The organism is Aliivibrio fischeri (assembly GCA_038993745.2).
GTDB classification, from domain to species: domain Bacteria; phylum Pseudomonadota; class Gammaproteobacteria; order Enterobacterales; family Vibrionaceae; genus Aliivibrio; species Aliivibrio fischeri_B.
In genome coordinates this window covers 2,330,437-2,351,726 of sequence record CP160629.1, presented here as the reverse complement: position 1 = coordinate 2,351,726, position 21,290 = coordinate 2,330,437, and the positions used below count along the sequence as shown (strand labels likewise).

The following is a 21,290-nucleotide window of genomic DNA, read 5'->3' as shown; positions in this document are numbered from 1 at the left end:
GACTTGCTCAGAAATTGGGTAGAATCCCACAACTTGATCTCACGATCCAATCCTATTAACTAATTGAGTTTGTCACATCATTCATGAAGCACATTCGTAATTTTTCTATTATTGCCCATATCGATCACGGTAAATCGACACTATCTGACCGCCTAATCCAAGTTTGTGGTGGCCTGTCAGACCGTGAAATGGCAGCGCAAGTTCTTGATTCAATGGATCTAGAACGTGAACGTGGTATCACCATCAAAGCCCAGAGTGTGACGCTCGACTACACGGCTAAAGATGGTGAGACTTATCAACTAAACTTTATCGACACACCTGGACACGTTGACTTCTCTTATGAAGTATCGCGTTCACTTGCTGCCTGTGAAGGTGCGCTATTGGTTGTCGATGCGGGTCAAGGTGTAGAAGCACAGACTCTAGCAAACTGTTATACAGCTATCGAAATGGACCTAGAAGTAGTTCCAATCTTAAACAAGATTGACTTACCTGCGGCAGATCCAGATCGTGTAGCTGAAGAAATCGAAGAGATCGTTGGTATTGATGCAACAGACGCAACGCGCTGTTCAGCAAAAACGGGTTTAGGTGTTGATGAAGTTCTTGAAACTATCGTTAAATCTATTCCTGCACCAGAAGGTGATCCTGAAGCACCAACACAAGCACTTATTATCGATTCATGGTTCGATAACTACTTAGGTGTTGTTTCTCTAGTTCGAATCAAAAATGGTTCACTGAAGAAAAATGACAAGATCAAAGTAATGAGTACTGGCCAAGTTTGGGGTATCGACCGTATTGGTATCTTCACTCCAAAACAAATCGATACTGATGTATTGAATACTGGCGAAGTAGGTTGGGTTGTTTGTGGTATCAAAGATATTCTTGGTGCGCCAGTAGGTGATACATTGACACACGCGAAAGGCGGGTGTGAAGAGCGTTTACCTGGTTTCCAAAAAGTAAAACCACAAGTATATGCAGGTTTATTCCCTGTATCTTCTGATGATTACGAAAACTTCCGTGATGCACTTGGTAAATTAAGCCTAAACGATGCTTCACTTTTCTATGAACCAGAAAGTTCAGCTGCACTTGGTTTTGGTTTCCGTTGTGGCTTCCTTGGCATGCTTCACATGGAAATCATCCAAGAGCGTCTAGAGCGTGAATACGATCTTGACTTAATCACAACAGCACCAACAGTAGTTTACGAAGTAGCAAAAACTGATGGTGAAATTCTGTATGTAGATAGTCCTGCGAAATTACCAGCAGTTAATGATATTGATGAGATCCGTGAACCAATTGCTCGTTGTAATATCTTAGTACCATCAGACTACTTAGGTAATGTAATCACACTTTGTGTTGAGAAGCGTGGCGTACAAGTGGACATGCAGTACCACGGTAACCAAGTAGCGGTAACTTATGATGTTCCAATGGCTGAAGTAGTTTTAGACTTCTTTGACCGTTTGAAATCAACATCTCGTGGTTATGCATCACTTGATTACAACTTCCAACGTTATGAAGCATCAAGCATGGTTCGTGTTGATGTTCTATTAAACGGCGACAAAGTGGATGCTTTAGCTATCATTACTCACAAAGACAACTCACAATCTCGTGGTCGTCTATTAGTTGAGAAGATGAAAGAATTTATCCCTCGTCAAATGTTTGATATTGCAATTCAAGCAGCGATTGGTAACCACATTATTGCTCGTTCAACAGTAAAACAACTACGTAAAAACGTAATCGCTAAATGTTATGGCGGTGACGTAAGTCGTAAGAAGAAACTGTTGAAGAAGCAGAAAGAAGGTAAGAAACGTATGAAGCAAATTGGTAATGTTGAATTACCACAAGAAGCTTTCCTTGCGATTCTTCATGTAGGTAAAGATTAATTTTCTGATTTCTGAATCCTCAGAGTTCTGTAAATTTAAGCTTTATTACAGCTCAAAGAAAGCGATGATCAATGGTCTTCGCTTTCTTTGTTATGCAACACTAAATAACTTAAGGGAATGTAATGGCTAACACTTTTTCACTGATATTGGTTCTAGTAACACTGTTTACTGGTGTTATTTGGGCAATTGATAAGTTCGTATGGGCACCTAAGCGTAAGCAAAAAATTGCGGCGGCACGTGAACAAGCGAACGGACAAGTTGATGAAGCGACACTTGAAAAAGTAGCGCCACAACCTGCGTGGATTGAGCAGTCTGTCTCTATTTTTCCTGTAATTGGTATTGTTTTAGTGTTGCGCTCATTTATTTATGAGCCGTTCCAGATCCCATCCGGTTCGATGATGCCGACGTTATTGGTTGGTGATTTTATCTTGGTTGAAAAATTCTCTTATGGAATTAAAGATCCTGTTTGGCGTTCACAACTTGTAGAAACTGGTAAACCAGAACGTGGTGATATTGTTGTATTTAAATATCCACCACAACCAAATATCGACTATATTAAACGTGTAGTAGGTGAACCTGGCGATACCGTTATTTATAGCTCATCGAAGCAATTGTGTGTGAAGCCAAAAGGTGAAGACCAGTGTAAAATTATTCCATTAACGAATATGAAAGACAGTGAATTCATGCAAGATCGCACTAATTTAGTTCAATATACTGAACAGTTAGCAAAAGATACAACGCATGATATTTTGGTTAACCCTATGCGTTCAGATCGTGTGTCGATGTATCAACCTCGATCAGGTTACAACGAATGGGTAGTACCAGAAGGTAACTACTTTGTGATGGGCGACAATCGTGACAACAGTGCTGACAGTCGTTATTGGGGATTTGTTCCTGAAGCGAACTTGGTTGGTAAAGCGGTCGGGATCTGGATCAGCTTTGAATTTGACCGTGGTAGCGATAGCATGCTGCCTTCCTTTATTCCTACTGGTGTTCGTTTTAATCGCATCGGTGGCATAGACTGATTAAAAATATATGAATTCTTCACTACAACGCTTAGAAAAGAAAATTGGCTATCAATTTAAAGATGAAAGTTTTCTTAAGTTAGCACTGACTCACCGTAGCGCTAATGGTACACACAATGAACGTCTAGAGTTTTTAGGCGACTCGATTTTGAGCTTTGTTGTTGCAGATGATTTGTACCACCGTTTCCCTAAAGTGGATGAAGGTGATATGAGTCGTATGCGTGCAACATTAGTTCGTGGTCATACATTAGCAGAGCTTGGTCGTGAGTTTCAGCTAGGTGATTACCTATACTTAGGCCCTGGCGAATTAAAAAGTGGTGGTTTCCGTCGTGATTCTATTTTAGCGGATGCGGTAGAAGCAATTATCGGTGCTATCTATTTAGATAGTGATACTGAAACAGTACGTGGCATTATTTTATCTTGGTACAACACTCGCCTTGAATCAATTGAACCTGGCGTATCTCAGAAAGACCCGAAAACACGTCTTCAAGAGTACTTACAAGGTCGTCGTAAGCCATTACCAACGTACACAGTAACGAAAATTAAAGGTGAAGCTCATAATCAAGAGTTCACTATTGAATGTATCGTGGCTGGCTTGGATAAGCCGGTTATCGGAAAAGGAAGCAGTCGCCGCAAGGCAGAACAGTCGGCTGCTGACATTGCATTAGGACAACTTAACTAATGTCAGATGAAAAAGAATTTGATTTAGACGCGTATTTCGCATCAGAAAAAAAATCAGAAGTAAGTGATAACCAACACTGTGGTTTCATTGCGATTGTTGGTCGTCCGAACGTAGGTAAATCAACGCTTCTTAACCAAATCTTAGGTCAGAAGATTTCGATTACGTCACGTAAGCCACAAACTACTCGTCACCGTATTATGGGTGTTGATACTGATGGTGATTATCAAGCGATTTATGTTGATACTCCGGGGCTTCATATCGAAGAAAAACGTGCTATTAACCGTTTGATGAACCGTGCAGCAAACTCATCGTTAAGTGATGTGAACCTAGTATTATTCCTTGTGGATGGTACTCACTGGACTCCTGATGATGAAATGGTTCTAAACAAGCTGAAGAAATCTGAATTTCCAACGGTATTGTTAGTGAATAAAGTTGATAACGTTAAAGATAAAAAAGACGTTATGACTCACTTACAAGAGATGACTGAAAAAATGGATTTTGTTGATGTTGTGCCAATTTCAGCAAAAACAGGTTCGAACGTAGATGTAGTTCATAAGTTAGTTCGTGAATACTTACCTAAAGCGGTTCACCACTTCCCTGAAGAATACGTAACAGACCGTTCTCAACGTTTCATGGCATCAGAAATTATCCGTGAAAAACTGATGCGTTTTACTGGTGAAGAATTACCTTATTCTGTAACCGTTGAAATCGAACGTTTTGATTACAATCCAAAAATGGATGGTTTCCACATTAATGGTTTGATCCTTGTTGAACGCCATGGCCAGAAAAAAATGGTTATTGGTAAGAACGGTGAGAAGATCAAAACTATTGGTCGTGAAGCTCGAATCGATATGGAAGGTTTGTTTGACCGCAAAGTGTATTTAGAGCTTTGGGTTAAAGTGAAATCTGGATGGGCTGATGATGAGCGAGCACTTCGTTCTCTAGGTTACATTGACGATTTATAATTTCTAGAAACTAGAAACTAGAAACTATAAGAGCTAGAGTGAGATCCTGAATAACTTAAGTGAATTAATTTAAGTTGTTTGGGATTTTTTTGTTATAACGAAAGAGATCTTTTATAGTCTCTAGAAGCTTTATCGTTAGCGAAGCGTATAGTTAATTAAATAGGTAAGAAACGTGGAAGAAGGCTTACAACGCTGTTTTGTCCTGCACCGTAGACCATATAGTGAAAGCAGTCTAATTTTAGATGTGTTTAGCGAAGAGTATGGCCGTTTATCTATTATCTCTAAAGGGGCGAGAAGTAAACGCTCTAATTTAAAAGGCGTACTACAAGCCTTCACGCCATTACTCATGAAATGGTCAGGTAAAGGCTCCATGCGTACACTGCGACAAGCTGAAACCATCAGCTTAGGCATCCCTCTTACCGGTATAAATCTTTACTCAGCAATGTATATCAATGAATTATTGGTGCGAGTTGTAGAGCAAGAAACCCCATATCCAGCTCTTTTTCTTGATTATCTTACCGCTTTAACTGAATTAGCTCAGAGTACCAACCAGAACCAGCACTACGACGTTTTGAATTGGCTTTATTATCAGCAATGGGTTACGGCGTTGATTTCTTACATTGTGCAGGCAGTGGTGAAATGGTTTCTCCTGAAATGACTTATCGTTACCGTGAGCAACAAGGTTTTATGGCGTCTATTCGTCATGATCCTTTAATGAGCTTTAAAGGTAATGAGCTTATTGCCATTAGTGAGCGACGATTTACAACACCAGAACAATTAAAAGCGGCAAAACGCTTTACACGTATAGCCTTAAAGCCGTATCTTGGCGGTAAGCCCTAAAAAGTAGGGAACTGTTTCTTCCTAGAACAAGGAGTATTCTAAAATGAGTTCAATTTTACTTGGCGTTAATATCGATCACGTAGCAACCCTTCGAAATGCGCGAGGTACTAAATACCCAGATCCTGTACACGCTGCAGAAATTGCTGAGCGTGCTGGTGCTGCCGGTATTACGATTCACCTACGTGAAGATCGCCGTCATATTAAAGATCGAGATGTACGTATTCTACGTGAAACGCTGCAAACTCGAATGAATTTAGAAATGGCTGTTACAGATGAAATGGTTGGGATCGCACTAGAAACCAAACCTGAATTTGTTTGCCTTGTTCCTGAAAAACGTGAAGAGTTAACAACAGAAGGCGGCCTGAATGTGTCAGGACAGCTTGAAAAAGTGAAAGCTGCAACTCAAAAGCTGACAGAAGCTGGAATTAAGGTGTCTCTATTTATTGATGCCGATAAAGAGCAAATTGATGCGGCTGTTGAATGTGGTGCACCTTTCATTGAGCTTCATACTGGCGCTTATGCAGATGCAGAGACAGAAGAAGCACAGCAAGATGAGCTGAAGAAGATTGCAGCTGGTGCAAGCTATGCAGCAAGTAAAGGGCTTATTGTAAATGCTGGTCATGGTTTGACTTATCATAATGTAGAAGCCATCGCAGCATTGCCAGAGATCTACGAACTAAACATTGGTCACTCAATTATGGGACGAGCGATGTTTGATGGTTTAGAAAAAGCAGTCGCTGATATGCATCGTATTATGCTAGGTGCTCGCAAGTAATGGCAATTGTTGGTTTAGGTACTGACATAGCAGAGATTGAAAGGGTTGAAAAAGCCCTTTCACGTTCAGGAGATGCGTTTGCAGAGCGCATTTTAAGTCAGTCTGAATTTGAAAAATATCAAGAGTTAAAACAGAAAGGGCGTTTTTTAGCTAAGCGGTTTGCTGCTAAAGAAGCCGCATCAAAAGCATTAGGCACAGGTATTGCTCATGGTGTTACTTTTCATGATTTTACGATTTCAAACGATGAAAATGGCAAACCAATGTTAACTTTGTCAGGAAAGGCGTTAGAACTTTCTAAAAAAAGTGATATTGCGAATATTCATCTTACTATTTCTGATGAACGTCATTATGCAGTAGCAACCGTGATTTTCGAATCTTAAAATAAAACCAACCTAACGTTACGCTCAGGTTGGTTTTATTATTTAATTAGATACTCAGTTATGTATTGCTCAATAGCAGATTGGCATCTTTAGTTACTTTTTCCATTTCATCTTGCAGCTCAAACAGCTCTGGTTCAATATCTGAGATAGTTTGATGTTGTCGTAATGACGTTTCAATTAAATTACACAGTTGCTTTAAGCGTGGAACACCGCAATATGAACTACTGCCGTGTAGCTTATGAATATAATGACAAAGCTCTTCTTCTGAAATGTCACTTTCTAGCGCCTTATCAATCCACTCATTCACTTCTGGGATGAAATCAACCAACATCTGTAACATCTCTTGTGCAAGATCTTCTTTTCCCGCAGATTGTTTTAATGCCGCTTCCCAATCGATACTGCCCATGACTTTATCATTGGCTTCTTCAACATGAAGTTCAGGGATTGCATCAGCTAATATTGTGATTTTTTCAACGTCGCTGTTGTCCGTTAATGGACTCCAGTGAATGATCACTTGTTGTAAAACATGCTCTTCGATTGGCTTAGTTAGGTAGTCATCCATCCCTTCACTAATTAAGCGTTCACGCTCTCCTTCCATTGCATGGGCAGTAACAGCAACAACTGGTGTTTGTGCATTCAGTGCTGTTTTACGTATTTCTTTACATGCCATTACTCCATCCATTTTCGGCATTTGGATGTCCATAAGAATAATGTCGAAGTGCTGCTCTGTGGCTTGTTGAACAGCATCTAAACCATTATCACAGGTAATAACGGTTTCTACTTGCTCACTTAATAGTGCTGAAATCAGTTTCAAGTTAGCTGGGTTATCATCAACAGCCATGACTTTAATTGGTAATTTTTGCTCTTCAGAAGCATGTGCCATTAAATCAGGCAACTCAGGAACGGGTTGCAGATCTTTCTCAACAAGTAGAGCGTCTAATAGCTTTTTCTTCGCAAACGGTTTGGATAGACACGTAATATGCGAGAACTGGTTTAGTTCGTCAGTTAAAGCAAGCTCTGTACTTGGTAGACCAACGATGATCGTTGAGCAGTTAGCTGAAAGTTGAGATGTCATCTCTTGGATCGTTTCAATACTCGGTTTTGAGTTCGAGCTTAAACTGATCAACGCGTAGTCATGTGGCTCTATAATCTCAGGTAGTGTTGAACGATAAGTAACAAAGACACCATGACTAATAAATTGTTGCTGCAAAATAGAAGCCGATTGCATATTTGGCTCGATAAGCAACAGCTTTTTCCTTTCAAGCTGAGTGATATCATGTTCATTCAGCATAGGCAGATCCGTTGGGTTCATTCTGATCGTAAACCAGAAAGTAGAACCTTGGTGCAGACGGCTGCTTAAGCCGATCTCGCCGCCCATTTGAGAAATCAGTTTCTGGGTAATAACAAGGCCTAAACCTGTACCGCCGTAGCGACGAGAAATGCTGGCATCCGCTTGACTAAATGCTTGGAAAAGTTGCGCTTGTTGACGCTCAGAAATACCAATACCGGTGTCACGAACCACAAACTGTAGGTCAACGTAATCGTCAGTTAAGTGTTTTAACTCAACAGAAATATCAATGTTGCCTTTTTCGGTAAACTTGATCGCATTACCTACTAAGTTATTGAGAACCTGTTGAATACGTAGTGGATCGCCGATTAAGCCAGATGGTACACGTTGATCAATTTTTAGGGTGATCTCTAATCCTTTCTCGTGAGCACTTGGAGCTAATAAACTAACGACTTCATCAAGACTATCTTGGAAATCAAATGGTAGGTTTTCTAACAGTAATTTACCGGCTTCCAGTTTAGAGAAGTCTAAAATATCGTTGATGATTGTCAGTAAGTTATTCGCTGAACGTTCAATCGTTTGTAGATAATCCTGCTGATTCTCAGACAATGAGGTTTTTAGCATTTGTCGAGTAAAACCAATTACACCATTAAGCGGTGTTCTTAACTCGTGTGACATGTTTGCCAAGAATTCAGATTTCACACGAGCTGCTTCTTGAGCACGTTTTTTCGCAATATCTAACTCAACGTTTTGAATCTCTAACTGTTCTAAGGTTTCTCGAAGATCAGAGGTTGCTTGGTCGATACTTTGTTGCATTTCGACATGGTATTCAGATAGTGAGATAGCCATGGCGTTGATACCATTTTTTAGGGTATCTAATTCACCATGCAGTTTATTTTCAATACGAACATCTAAGTGGCCACGGCGGATCCTATCAACCACACTGACCATGTGTGAGATAGGTTGAGTCACATCTTGCATTAAACGATAAGCAAAGATACCGGATAGACCTAAACCTAAAGCAAGAACAAGTAACGCAGAGAATATCTCTTGGTATTGCTGTAAGCGTAAGCTAGAAAGATCAAGTTCAATGGCAATATAACCTAATGGCTCATTGATATGAGATGAATCGAAGTTGGCTGAGAACTTACCTTCAGGAAGAATAGGGTTCTTAAAATCAGAGATTCTTCTTGAAAGGAAATATCAAGAAGTAATGGAATGGGTTTATCTTTAGGAAACGTTAAGCTTTCAAAGTTTGGATGGAAGTTAGAGGTAACAAAAAGCTCATGATGTTCATCAAATACGGCAATACTACGAACAATATTGGAATGCTTTCTGTGAGCGTAACTAATTAAACGACGAACCGCTTCTCGGTTTTTTCCTGTCATTCCGTATTCACTAGAAATAGCAAGAGGTTCAATAATACTTGTGCCACTAGAGATTAATTGATTCTCTAAGTCATTGTATCGGTTCATGGTAAAGAAGCCACTTAGCAGTAACCCGATAATTAATGTAGGCGCTAATGTTAGCGTTATGACTCGTGCACGTAGGCCGTATTTTTTCATATAAATTCGATTCGTTTAACTTCCTTGAGGGCGTAGCTTAATCAACTTAGAGGCTAAGCTCAATTATTCTCTGTCGAAAGCGCAAGATAGAACGTAAATCAAGACTGCATCTTCATATAGTTTCGGTATAATGGAGCTAATTTTTGTAAACCAGGCAGTAATAATGGCGCAATTCTTCAAACCGAAAAAGAAAGCTTCTGTAAACACAAAACATCAATCAGTTGATGTGGTTCGATTAGATCACAACGGAGCTGGAATTGCTTTTGTTGATAAGAAACCCGTGTTTATCGAGGGAGCATTGCCTGGTGAAAAAGCGATCATTCAGTTTATTGAGCAAAAGAAACAATTTTCTCGTGCAAAACTGATTAAGCTAGCGCAGAAAAGTGAAAAACGCCAAACACCGATTTGCCAGCATTATCATGAATGTGGTGGGTGTAACTTACAGCATCTACAACATGAAGAACAAATTGTAGCGAAAAATGAAAAGCTGCAAGAACTGATGAAAAAGCAAGGAGTCTCACAAGGTGAGATGGTTCAGCCTATTATGGGTGAGGAACTGAGTTACCGCCGTCGAGCTCGCATTAGCTTGATGCTCAATAAACAAACCAATCAGCTTGATTTCGGTTTTCGTAAAAAACAGAGCAAAGCAATTGTAAATGTTCGCCATTGCCCTGTTCTTGTTCAAGAGTTAGACCAACATTTAGAGTCATTATTTACTTTATTAAATCAGTTAAAAGGTAAAAAGCACCTAGGTCATGTTGAGCTTGTACAAGCAGATAATGGCAGTGTTTTACTTATTCGTCATGTTGCAGATTTTAATGAGAAGGATCAGCAAGCATTAGTTAATTATTGTGAAGAACGCAATTTGATCCTATACCTAATGCCTGAAGCGGATGTATTAAATCATGTTCGTGGAGAAGAACCATTTTATCTTATTGATGGCACCAAAATTTATTTTACGCCGAAAGATTTCATTCAAGTAAATCGTAATGTGAATGAGCAAATGGTTGAGCAAGCTTTATCTTGGTTAGATTTAAATGAAAACGACAGCGTTTTGGATCTGTTTTGTGGTTTAGGAAACTTTAGTCTGCCATTAGCTAAAAAAGTAAAAACAGTGGTGGGAATTGAAGGTGTTGATGAAATGGTTCAGCGAGCAAAACTGAACGCAGAAAGAAATCAACTTTCTAATGTGTCGTTTTATCAAGCTAACTTAGAAGAAGAGGTGAGTGAACAAGTGTGGGCTAGCACAAAGTTTACAAAAATTTTACTGGATCCTGCTAGAGCAGGGGCTGCAGGTGTGATGGAAACTGTGGCAAAATTAAAACCTCAAACCGTGGTTTATGTTTCGTGTAACCCAGCAACACTTGCACGCGATAGCCAATTACTTATTCAACACGGTTTCAAGCTAACTAGGCTAGGTATGCTTGATATGTTCCCTCATACAGGGCATTTAGAATCAATGGCATTGTTTGAACGTTAACTCGCTCTTGAGTTCGTTAGGCGGGATCAAAAGAATTACAGATTAGAGAATTAATAGGAAACGGACATGGTCGCAGTTCGCGGAGCACATCTAAAGGAAAATGAAACGTTCGAGTTAGCTGAATGGATAGACAGCCTCGAACAAGATAAACCCACTTCAAAAAAACTGACAGAGGTTTACCAGCATTGTCAGGAGTTAGTGGCGTCCCATGAAAATGGTCAGCTATTGCTATGGCGTGGCCGAGAGATGATTGAAATTTTAATCACTCTAAGTATGGATAAAGCCACACTAGTTGCTGCACAACTTTTCCCATTAGTGTCGAGTGGTCTTCTTGATAAAGAAACCCTCACAGAGCATTACAGTAAAGAAATTGAAAAGTTAATTGAAGGCGTCGAAGAGATGGACTCAATTGGACAACTTAATGCTACTGTAGGGCCTGAGTCAGCATCAAACCAAGTCGATAATATTCGTCGTATGCTACTGGCTATGGTGGATGATTTTCGTTGTGTGATCATTAAATTAGCGGAGCGTATTTGTAACTTACGTGAAGTGAAAAATGAGCCAGATGAAGTGCGTCGTGCTGCTGCGAAAGAGTGTAATAATATTTATGCTCCGCTTGCTAACCGTCTAGGTATTGGTCAATTAAAGTGGGAAATTGAGGATTACTCTTTCCGCTACCAACAACCGGATACCTATAAAAAAATTGCGAAACAACTTTCAGAACGAAGAATTGTTCGTGAGCAATACATCCATGATTTTGTCACTGATTTAAGTGATGAGATGAAAGTATGCAATATCAATGCTGAAGTAAGCGGTAGACCTAAACACATCTACAGCATTTGGCGAAAAATGCAGAAGAAAAGCTTAGCCTTTGATGAGCTTTTTGATGTTCGAGCTGTTCGAATTATTGCTGATAAACTGCAAGATTGTTATGCGGCTTTAGGTGTTGTTCATACCAAATTTAAACACCTACCAAGTGAGTTTGATGACTATGTGGCAAACCCAAAACCCAATGGTTATCAATCAATTCATACCGTTGTTCTTGGTCCTGAAGGTAAAACCATAGAAATTCAGATCCGTACCAAGGACATGCATGAAGACTCTGAGTTAGGAGTTGCTGCTCACTGGAAATACAAAGAAGGTCCGGGTAGTAACAGCCGTAGTGGTTATGATGAAAAAATTACATGGTTACGTAAGTTACTTGATTGGCAAGAAGAGATGTCTGATTCGGGTGAAATGCTGGATGAACTTCGTAGCCAAGTATTTGATGACCGTGTTTATGCCTTTACCCCTCGCGGTGATGTGGTCGATTTACCCATGGGAGCAACGCCACTCGACTTTGCCTATCATATTCACTCAGAAGTAGGACATCGTTGTATTGGTGCTAAGGTTGGTGGACGTATTGTTCCTTTCACGCATCAATTATCAATGGGTGATCAAGTTGAAATTATCACTCAAAAAGAACCAAACCCATCACGTGATTGGTTAAATCCAACATTGGGTTTTGTTAACTCAAGTCGTGCTCGCGCTAAGATTAATGCGTGGTTTAGAAAGCAAAGTCGTGAGAAAAACCTAGACGCAGGTAAAGAGATCCTTGAAGTTGAATTAGCTAAAATTGGTGGAACATTGAAAGATGCTGAGCGTTATGCTCTTAAGCGTTTCAATGTAAATTCAACCGATGAGCTTTTTGCTGGGATTGGTAGTGGTGATCTTCGTATTAACCAGATCGTAAATCACATCAATGCGCTAGTAAATAAACCAACGGCAGAGCAAGAAGATCAAAAGGCGCTTGAGCAACTTCAAGAATCAGAAGCAAAAGCGCAAGCTCAGGCACAAGCACAGAGCAAACAACGTAAAGATGCGGTTGTTGTTGAAGGGGTTGATAACTTAATGACGCATTTAGCGCGTTGTTGTCAGCCAATTCCTGGTGACCCAATTGCAGGGTATATTACACAAGGTCGTGGTATTTCAGTTCACCGCAGTGACTGTGATCAGCTAAACGAGCTTCGTCATCACGCTTCAGAACGTATTATTGATACGGTATGGGGAAGTGGTTTTGTTGGTTCTTATATCCTGACTTTACGTATTACAGCAATGGATCGAACTGGGCTGTTAAAGGATCTAACGACTCTATTTGCTAATGAAAAAGTCAAAGTGTCAGGCATGAAGAGCCGTAATGATTACAAGAAGCAGTTAACCATCATGGACTTTGATCTTGAGGTCTTTAATGCGGATATTGTTGGTCGATTGATTACACGGGTTGAACAAGTTAAAGATGTGATGGAAGCCATTCGCTTGTCATAATCGTCATAGATAAAATAAATTAACTGTTTTATCAATAAGATAGATTGAAGCCGGATATTTTTTAAAATATTCGGCTTTTTTATTGAAAAAAAATCTCAAGTTCTGAAATTGTAGGCCGTAAATATGTGTATCAACGATGAATTATAGGCTTCAACCCTATAACAATAAATGAAGCCTGACCGGAGCAAATACAATGGCAATTTCAGTAAATACAAATATCTCGGCAATGACAGCACAACGTTACATGAACAATGCAACTGCTGCCCAAACTGATTCAATGGAAAAATTGTCTTCAGGTTCGAAAATTAACAGTGCTGCTGATGATGCTTCTGGTCTACAAATTTCAAACCGTATGACTGCGCAAAGTCGTGGTCTAAACGTGGCAGTACGAAATGCACATGAAGGCATGTCTATTACGCAAACTGCTGAAGGTGCAATGAAGGAAACAACTAACGTTCTTCAACGCCTACGTGACTTATCTCTTCAATCTGCGAACGGTTCAAACACTGATGCTGATCGTGCCGCAATGCAAGAAGAAGCAAGTTCATTAACTGATGAATTAAACCGTATTGCTGAAACAACATCTTTTGCGGGTACACGCTTAATTAACGGCGAATTTGGTACTAAATCATTCCAAATTGGTGCAGATTCAGGTGAAGCAGTTGCAGTAACACTTAATAACATGCGTGCTGATGAAGCAACAATGGGCGGTAAATCTTACTTTGCTGAAGAAGGTCGTGACATTAACTGGAAAGTAGGTGCAGAGAATACGCAATTCAATGTGTCTTACAATGATAAGAATGGTAACGCTCAAGAAATCAATATCACAGCAAAAACAGGTGATGATATTGAAGAGTTAGCGACTTACATTAACGGTCAAACAAATGAGCTAAGCGCGTCTGTTACTGAAGATGGTGTACTTCAAGTATTCATGTCAGGTGAGACGATCTCTTCTCCATTAGAATTTAGCGGTTCATTAGCTAATGAACTAAAAATGGGTGGCGAATCTGATGATACAGTAGCATCAATGGATTTAACGACCGTTGGCGGTGCACAGCGTTCAATTGACGTTATCGATGCAGCTCTAGAATACGTAGATAGCAACCGTGCTTCATTAGGTGCAATCCAAAACCGTTTTGATAGTGCGATTAAAAACTTAACGAACATCAACGAAAATATCTCTGACTCTAATAGTCAGATTAAAGATACTGATTTCGCTAAAGAAACAACAAATTTAACTAAGAGCCAGATCTTAAGCCAATCAAGCTCATCTATTTTGGCACAAGCTAAACAAGCGCCAAATGCGGCAGTAAGTCTATTAGGCTAATTTGCCAAAAAATTAAAATTCATCGAGATTAAGAAAGCTGTGACTATAATGGTCACAGCTTTTTTGTTTTTATACCAATCACAGGGAATAAATATGACCACCCCAAATAATATTGAACAGTTACTCTCTATCATGGCTCAACTAAGAGACGAAAAGAAAGGGTGCCCTTGGGATAAAAAACAAACCTTTGATTCTATTGTTCCGCATACCATAGAAGAAACATACGAAGTGGTGGATGCGATTCATAAAAAGGACTGGAGCAATTTAAAAGAAGAGTTGGGAGATTTACTGTTTCAAGTGGTTTTCTATGCTCAAATTGCACAAGAAGAGCAATTGTTCGATTTTAATGACGTACTAGAAACATTAAACGCAAAATTGATCCGTCGTCATCCACACGTGTTCGGTGAAGAGAATTTTTCATCTGATGCTGAAATTGCAGCTAATTGGGATAAAGTAAAACAGCAAGAGCGTTTAGATAAAGAGAAAAGCAACCAACAAACGACCGCTCAAGAAAGTATCTTAGATACGATCCCAACGGCTTTACCAAGTTTGTTAAGAGCAAATAAAATACAAAAACAGTGTGCTAAAGTTGGCTTTGACTGGGATGAGTTACAACCTGTTGCAAATAAAGTAAATGAAGAAGTGGCGGAAGTGCTAGAAGAGGTCTATAAAGTACCCAGAAATGAAGAAAAAGTAGAAGAAGAATTAGGCGATCTACTTTTTGCTACGGTAAATCTAGTGCGTCATTTAGAAAAAAATCCAGAGCAAGTTTTAAGCAAAGCAAATAACAAATTTGAGCGTCGTTTTCGTCAAATTGAAGCGAACGTCGCTAAAAAAGGCAAAAAAATAGAGCAATGTGATTTAAATGAGCTAGATTTGGAGTGGGAAAAAATTAAACGAAGTGAGCGGAATTGATTTGGAGCAAAAAATAAATCAATTAACTGTGATACTTTTCACGTTGTGGCGATAAAGCGGTTCTGGTATATTCACTTCCCGTCCAGATGAAATCCATTTTTATTCCTCATTACACCAATTTCAGGTAACGTATGACGACGAATTACATTTTTGTAACTGGCGGGGTTGTATCCTCACTAGGTAAAGGTATTGCAGCAGCATCATTAGCAGCTATTCTTGAAGCTCGTGGCTTAAAAGTCACTATGATGAAGCTTGACCCATACATCAACGTTGATCCAGGCACAATGAGCCCAACTCAACACGGTGAAGTATTCGTCACGGAAGACGGCGCAGAAACGGATCTAGACTTAGGTCACTACGAGCGCTTCATCCGCACCAAAATGACTAAGCGTAACAACTTTACCGCTGGTCGAGTATACGCAGATGTTCTACGTAAAGAACGTCGTGGCGACTACTTAGGTGCGACTATCCAAGTTATCCCTCACATTACTAATGCGATTAAAGAACGTGTTATCTCTGGCGCTGAAGGCCACGATATCGCAATCGTAGAAGTTGGTGGTACAGTTGGTGATATCGAATCTCTACCTTTCATGGAAGCGATTCGTCAACTAGCAGTAGAACTAGGCCGTGAGCGTGCAATGTTTATGCACCTAACACTGGTTCCTTACCTAGCCGCTGCTGGTGAAGTGAAAACGAAACCAACTCAACACTCAGTTAAAGAACTACTATCTATCGGTATCCAACCTGATATCTTAGTTTGTCGTTCTGACCGTGTTATCCCAGCAAATGAACGTAAGAAAATTGCTCTTTTCTGTAACGTACAAGAAAAAGCAGTTATCTCAATGAAAGACGTAGATTCAATCTACAAAATCCCACAACTTATCAAAGCACAAGGTACTGATGACTTAGTATGTCAACGCTTTGGTATTACAGCACCTGAAGCTGATCTTTCTGAGTGGGAACAAGTAATTTATGAAGAAGCTAACCCAACTGGTGATGTTGTTATCGGTATGGTTGGTAAATACATTGAATTACCAGATGCTTATAAGTCAGTAAACGAAGCATTAAAACATGCGGGCTTGAAAAATCGTTTAAGCGTCACTATTAAGTATGTAGATTCACAAGATGTAGAATCTAAAGGTACTGAAATCCTTGAAGGTCTAGATGCAATTCTAGTTCCTGGTGGTTTCGGTGACCGCGGTGTTGAAGGTAAGATCCTTGCAGCACAATACGCTCGTGAAAACAAAGTACCATATTTAGGAATCTGTCTAGGTATGCAAGTTGCGTTAATTGAATATGCGCGTAACGTTGCTAATATGGAAGGGGCACACTCTTCTGAATTCTCTAAAGACACGAAATTCCCAGTTGTTGGTCTTATCACTGAGTGGATTGACAGCGAAGGTAATGTTGAAGAGCGTACTGAGAAATCAGATCTTGGCGGTACAATGCGTCTTGGTTCTCAACTATGTCATCTTGCTAAAGGTTCAAAAGCTCGTGAGCTTTACGGTAATGCAACAGTTGAAGAGCGTCACCGTCACCGTTATGAAGTAAACAACAACTTACTTCCTCAGTTAGAAAAAGCAGGCCTTAAGGTTTCTGGTTTATCTGCTGATAAGAAGCTGGTGGAAATTATTGAAATCCCTAACCACCCATGGTTTGTGGCAGCTCAATTCCACCCAGAATTCACATCAACACCTCGTGATGGTCACCCATTATTTGAAGGTTTTGTTAAAGCTGCAGGCGAAAGCGTGCGCGGTGAATTAGAAAAGTAATAGGATTTACGAGTAGCTGTCCAATGTTGGGCGGCTATTTTTAGCTTTTAAATTAAAGAAAAGTAAAGAGGAAACACAATGTCTAAGATCGTTAAAGTTCTAGGTCGTGAAATCATCGATTCTCGTGGTAACCCAACAGTTGAAGCTGAAGTTCACCTAGAAAGTGGTTTTGTAGGTATGGCTGCTGCTCCATCTGGCGCATCTACAGGTTCTCGTGAAGCTCTTGAGCTACGTGATGGCGACAAAGCACGTTTCCTAGGTAAAGGTGTTCTTAAAGCTGTTGCAGCTGTAAATGGTCCAATCGCTGAAGCTCTAGTTGGTAAAGACGCGAAAAACCAAGCTGAAATCGATCAAATCATGATCGACCTAGACGGTACAGACAACAAAGCAAACTTCGGTGCTAACGCAATCCTTGCTGTTTCTCTAGCAAATGCTAAAGCTGCTGCAGCTGCTAAATCTATGCCTCTATACGCTCACATTGCTGAACTAAACGGCACTCCAGGCGTATTCTCTATGCCTCTACCAATGATGAACATCATCAACGGTGGTGAGCACGCTGATAACAACGTTGACATCCAAGAGTTCATGATCCAACCAGTTGGCGCTAAAACTCTTAAAGAAGGCCTACGTATCGGTGCTGAAGTATTCCACAACCTAGCTAAAGTACTTAAGTCTAAAGGCTACAGCACTGCAGTTGGTGACGAAGGTGGTTTCGCTCCTAACCTTAAGTCTAACGCTGAAGCTCTAGAAGTTATCGCAGAAGCTGTTGCAGCTGCTGGTTACGAACTAGGTAAAGACGTTACTCTTGCTATGGACTGTGCAGCATCTGAGTTCTTCGACAAAGAAGCTGGCATCTACAACATGAAGGGCGAAGGTAAAACTTTCACTTCTGAAGAGTTCAACCATTACCTAGCTGAGCTAGCTAACCAATTCCCAATCGTTTCTATCGAAGATGGTCTAGACGAGTCTGATTGGACTGGCTTCAAGCACCAAACTGAACTACTAGGTGACAAACTTCAACTAGTAGGTGACGATCTATTCGTTACTAACACTAAGATCCTTGCTGAAGGTATCGAGAAAGGCGTAGCTAACTCTATCCTTATCAAGTTCAACCAAATCGGTTCTCTAACTGAGACTCTAGCTGCAATCAAGATGGCTAAAGATGCAGGTTACACAGCTGTAATCTCTCACCGTTCTGGCGAAACTGAAGATGCAACTATTGCTGATCTAGCAGTAGGTACAGCTGCAGGTCAAATCAAAACTGGTTCTATGAGCCGTTCTGACCGTGTTGCTAAGTACAACCAACTAATCCGTATCGAAGAAGCTCTAGGTGAAAAAGCACCTTTCAACGGTCTTAAAGAAGTTAAAGGTCAATAATCTCAATTTTTGAAGATTTGATTTTTAATTCTTAATCGTTCGATTAGAATTTCGATATAAAACCGTCTCATTTGAGGCGGTTTTTTTTATTTCTGTCAGACAGCTAGTGAAGTTCTAATGCTGGATTGATATAGTTAGCTTTCTTTTATCATTTCCTATTTTCGGAGCCATTATGCGTACATTTGCCATTTTCTTATTGATTGCTTTAGGGTGGTTGCAATACACCTTATGGTTTGGAAAGAATGGAATGTCCGATTATGCGCAAGTATCAAATGACGTCGCTTTGCAAGAAGAAGTTAATCAAGGTTTACGTAACCGTAATGAACAGATGTTTGCTGAGATTGATGACTTAAAAAAAGGTTCTGAAGCTATTGAAGAAAGAGCTCGTCATGAATTGGGAATGATAAAAAAAGGCGAAACATTTTATCGAATTATTGATGAAAATAGTGAGGGGTAATTAATGACTCTTACTACACCTTTGTCGATTACTGCAATTGTTCCTGCCGCAGGGGTAGGAAGCCGAATGAAAGCCGACCGCCCTAAACAATATCTATTATTAAATGGAAAAACCGTTTTAGAACATACAATCGAACAGTTATTAGCTTTCCCTTTAGTTAATAAAGTCGTTGTTGCTATTACTGATGGTGACCCTTATTTTCCAGAATTAACTCTTGCTCATGATAGCCGAGTGATTCGAGTTTCTGGCGGTAAAGAGCGTGCAGATTCGGTGTTGTCTGGTCTATCGTACGTTCAAGAGCACCAATTAAGTGAGTGGGTGATGGTGCATGATGCTGCTCGCCCTTGTATTCGCCATTCTGACATTGATAAATTAATTGCAGAAGTGATCCCCGAACACATTGGTGGCATTTTAGCATCGCCAGTTCGAGATACGATGAAACATGCTACTCAAGAACAATGCATTGAAACAACGATTGATCGTAGCGTGCTGTGGCATGCGTTAACACCACAACTATTTACAACAGAGTTGTTGTTCTCAGCCCTGCAAACAGGGTTAGAACAAAATTTATCTATTACTGATGAATCTTCAGCAATTGAGTTAATGGGATATCAACCTAAACTGGTTCAAGGTCGTGCCGATAACTTAAAAATCACCCAACCAGAAGATCTCAATTTGGCTGAGTTTTATCTTCAAAAAATGAAAAAGGAAACCAAATAATGAGAATTGGACATGGATTTGATGTACATAAATTTGGCGGCGAAGGCCCGGTCATTATTGGTGGAGTGAGCGTTCCTTATGAACAAGGCCTAATTGCTCACTCAGATGGTGATGTTGCTTTGCATGCGTTATGTGATGCGCTACTTGGTGCCATAGCTGAAGGTGATATTGGTCGCCATTTTCCAGATACTGATGATAAGTGGAAAGGGGCAGATAGTCGTGCTTTACTGCGAGATGTATATCGCCGTGTAAAAGAGAAAGGTTTTGCATTGGGAAATGCTGATGTCACTATCATTGCTCAAGCGCCTAAAATGGCTCCTCATATTCAAGCGATGTGTAATGCAATCGCAGAAGATTTAGAAACAGAGCTAGATAACGTTAATGTAAAAGCCACGACTTCTGAGCGTTTGGGTTTTACCGGTAGAAAAGAAGGCATTGCTTGTGAAGCAGTAGTGCTGTTAGTTAAAGCATCTTAAGAGATAGATTTATGTCAGACATCATGTCTAATTTTTCGTGGTTATACGGAAAGCCAGTAGCAACAGGTAAATTAAAACAACTTCCTGAGCACTTTATTGTAAAAGAGATCTTAGGTTTTGAGTTCACTGGTAGCGGTGAACACTTAATGGTTAAAATCCGTAAAACGGGTGAAAATACCAAATATGTTGCTAATGAATTGGCAAAATTCTGTGGTGTTAAATCTAAAAATGTTAGTTGGGCTGGGTTGAAAGATCGCCATGCCGTGACTGAGCAATGGCTAAGTGTTCAAGTTGCTAACAGTGATGAATTAAACTTTGCTAAATTTGAAGCTACACATCCAGGTGTTGAGATCTTAGAAGTTACTCGCCATAACAAAAAGTTACGTCCTGGTGATTTACAAGGTAATCAGTTTCAAGTTATCGCAACGGAAGTCACCGATATTGAAGATGTGTTAGCGCGTCTAGAAAAAGTAAAATTGACTGGTGTTCCTAATTACTTTGGTTCACAACGTTTTGGACATGAAGGTAATAACGTTAACGAAGCTCGTCGTTGGGGACGAGATAATGTTCGTACTCGTGATAACAGCAAGCGTAGCTTTTATTTATCAGCAGCTCGTTCTTGGATTTTTAACCACATTGTTTCTCAAAGAATAACAGAGGGTTACTTCTCTCAACCTGTTGATGGTGATATTCTACTTGATCGCAATGATCGTATCGTAAATGAGAATGTGACGTCTGAAGAGAGTATTCAAAATGGTGAATTATCTATCACGGCAGCATTAGCTGGAGATAATCAATTACCAACGACAGGCACAGCTCTTACATTAGAACAACCTCATTTAGATGCTGAACCGGATTTAATGGCGCTAATTCGTGGTAACCGTATGCGTCATGAACGTCGTGCTATTGAACTGCATCCTGAAAACCTAACATGGTCAGCTGAAGGCGATACGTTAACGCTAAACTTCTCATTAACTTCAGGCAGTTTTGCTACGGTAATCGTACGTGAATTGCTACAAGAAATTGAAGTTGAGCGTACTTATAGCTCAAACGATTAATATTAAT

The 21,290-nt window shown here is 40.0% G+C and carries 16 protein-coding genes and 2 pseudogenes; 17 read left to right on the top strand and 1 reads right to left on the bottom strand.

The features are described from left to right. Positions 1 to 83 precede the first annotated feature (83 nt). The 7 genes and pseudogenes from lepA (at position 84) to acpS (ending at position 6,544) form a co-directional block, all read left to right on the top strand. Positions 84 to 1,877: a translation elongation factor 4 gene (gene lepA / locus AAFX60_011350; GenBank protein ID XDF77274.1), complete on the top strand. Its 1,794-nt coding sequence runs from the start codon at positions 84 to 86 to the stop codon at positions 1,875 to 1,877. A 122-nt stretch (positions 1,878 to 1,999) separates the two neighbouring features. Then, positions 2,000 to 2,902 carry a signal peptidase I gene (lepB, locus tag AAFX60_011345; protein ID XDF77273.1) on the top strand — a complete coding sequence of 301 codons (903 nt, stop codon included), beginning with the start codon at positions 2,000 to 2,002 and terminating at the stop codon, positions 2,900 to 2,902. Between the two features lie 10 nt (positions 2,903 to 2,912). Next, the gene (gene rnc, locus AAFX60_011340; protein ID XDF77272.1) at positions 2,913 to 3,584 is read left to right on the top strand and encodes a ribonuclease III; all 672 of its coding nucleotides are present in this window, start codon (positions 2,913 to 2,915) and stop codon (positions 3,582 to 3,584) included. Continuing rightward, the gene (gene era, locus AAFX60_011335; protein ID XDF77271.1) at positions 3,584 to 4,549 is read left to right on the top strand and encodes a GTPase Era; all 966 of its coding nucleotides are present in this window, start codon (positions 3,584 to 3,586) and stop codon (positions 4,547 to 4,549) included. Before rnc ends, era begins: the two co-directional genes overlap by 1 nt. A 172-nt stretch (positions 4,550 to 4,721) precedes the next feature. Continuing rightward, a pseudogene (gene recO / locus AAFX60_011330) lies at positions 4,722 to 5,436 on the top strand (DNA repair protein RecO). Continuing rightward, positions 5,433 to 6,164 carry a pyridoxine 5'-phosphate synthase gene (gene pdxJ / locus AAFX60_011325; protein ID XDF77270.1) on the top strand — a complete coding sequence of 244 codons (732 nt, stop codon included), beginning with the start codon at positions 5,433 to 5,435 and terminating at the stop codon, positions 6,162 to 6,164. Before recO ends, pdxJ begins: the two are co-directional and overlap by 4 nt. After that, positions 6,164 to 6,544: a holo-ACP synthase gene (acpS, locus tag AAFX60_011320; GenBank protein XDF77269.1), complete on the top strand. Its 381-nt coding sequence runs from the start codon at positions 6,164 to 6,166 to the stop codon at positions 6,542 to 6,544. The genes pdxJ and acpS overlap by 1 nt, the downstream gene beginning before the upstream one ends. A gap of 58 nt (positions 6,545 to 6,602) precedes the next feature. On the opposite strand, the pseudogene barA reads toward acpS, so the two are convergent. Then, positions 6,603 to 9,397, bottom strand: a pseudogene (gene barA / locus AAFX60_011315) (two-component sensor histidine kinase BarA). A 163-nt stretch (positions 9,398 to 9,560) separates the two neighbouring features. On the opposite strand from barA, the gene rlmD reads away from it, so the two are divergent. The 10 genes from rlmD (at position 9,561) to truD (ending at position 21,283) form a co-directional block, all read left to right on the top strand. Next, entirely contained in the window at positions 9,561 to 10,877 is a 1,317-nt protein-coding gene (rlmD, locus tag AAFX60_011310; protein XDF77268.1) for a 23S rRNA (uracil(1939)-C(5))-methyltransferase RlmD, read from the top strand. A 66-nt stretch (positions 10,878 to 10,943) separates the two neighbouring features. After that, positions 10,944 to 13,181, top strand: a complete 2,238-nt coding sequence (gene relA / locus AAFX60_011305; GenBank protein XDF77267.1) for a GTP diphosphokinase — start codon at positions 10,944 to 10,946, stop codon at positions 13,179 to 13,181. Between the two features lie 193 nt (positions 13,182 to 13,374). After that, positions 13,375 to 14,508, top strand: a complete 1,134-nt coding sequence (locus AAFX60_011300) for a flagellin (protein ID XDF77266.1) — start codon at positions 13,375 to 13,377, stop codon at positions 14,506 to 14,508. Positions 14,509 to 14,601: 93 nt separating this feature from the next. Continuing rightward, positions 14,602 to 15,423: a nucleoside triphosphate pyrophosphohydrolase gene (gene mazG / locus AAFX60_011295; GenBank protein ID XDF77265.1), complete on the top strand. Its 822-nt coding sequence runs from the start codon at positions 14,602 to 14,604 to the stop codon at positions 15,421 to 15,423. Positions 15,424 to 15,554: 131 nt separating this feature from the next. Continuing rightward, positions 15,555 to 17,195, top strand: coding sequence for a CTP synthase (locus tag AAFX60_011290; protein ID XDF77264.1), 1,641 nt, complete (start codon positions 15,555 to 15,557; stop codon positions 17,193 to 17,195). 78 nt (positions 17,196 to 17,273) lie between these two features. Beyond that, a complete protein-coding gene (gene eno, locus AAFX60_011285; GenBank protein XDF77263.1) occupies positions 17,274 to 18,572 on the top strand; it encodes a phosphopyruvate hydratase in 1,299 nt (432 codons plus the stop codon). Between the two features lie 172 nt (positions 18,573 to 18,744). Beyond that, a complete protein-coding gene (ftsB, locus tag AAFX60_011280; GenBank protein ID XDF77262.1) occupies positions 18,745 to 19,029 on the top strand; it encodes a cell division protein FtsB in 285 nt (94 codons plus the stop codon). A 3-nt stretch (positions 19,030 to 19,032) separates the two neighbouring features. After that, positions 19,033 to 19,749 (top strand): 2-C-methyl-D-erythritol 4-phosphate cytidylyltransferase, encoded by a 717-nt coding sequence (gene ispD, locus AAFX60_011275; GenBank protein ID XDF77261.1) that lies wholly within the window; start codon positions 19,033 to 19,035, stop codon positions 19,747 to 19,749. Beyond that, the gene (ispF, locus tag AAFX60_011270) at positions 19,749 to 20,225 is read left to right on the top strand and encodes a 2-C-methyl-D-erythritol 2,4-cyclodiphosphate synthase (GenBank protein XDF77260.1); all 477 of its coding nucleotides are present in this window, start codon (positions 19,749 to 19,751) and stop codon (positions 20,223 to 20,225) included. Before ispD ends, ispF begins: the two co-directional genes overlap by 1 nt. Positions 20,226 to 20,236: 11 nt before the next feature. Continuing rightward, the gene (gene truD / locus AAFX60_011265) at positions 20,237 to 21,283 is read left to right on the top strand and encodes a tRNA pseudouridine(13) synthase TruD (GenBank protein XDF77259.1); all 1,047 of its coding nucleotides are present in this window, start codon (positions 20,237 to 20,239) and stop codon (positions 21,281 to 21,283) included. Positions 21,284 to 21,290: the final 7 nt, after the last annotated feature.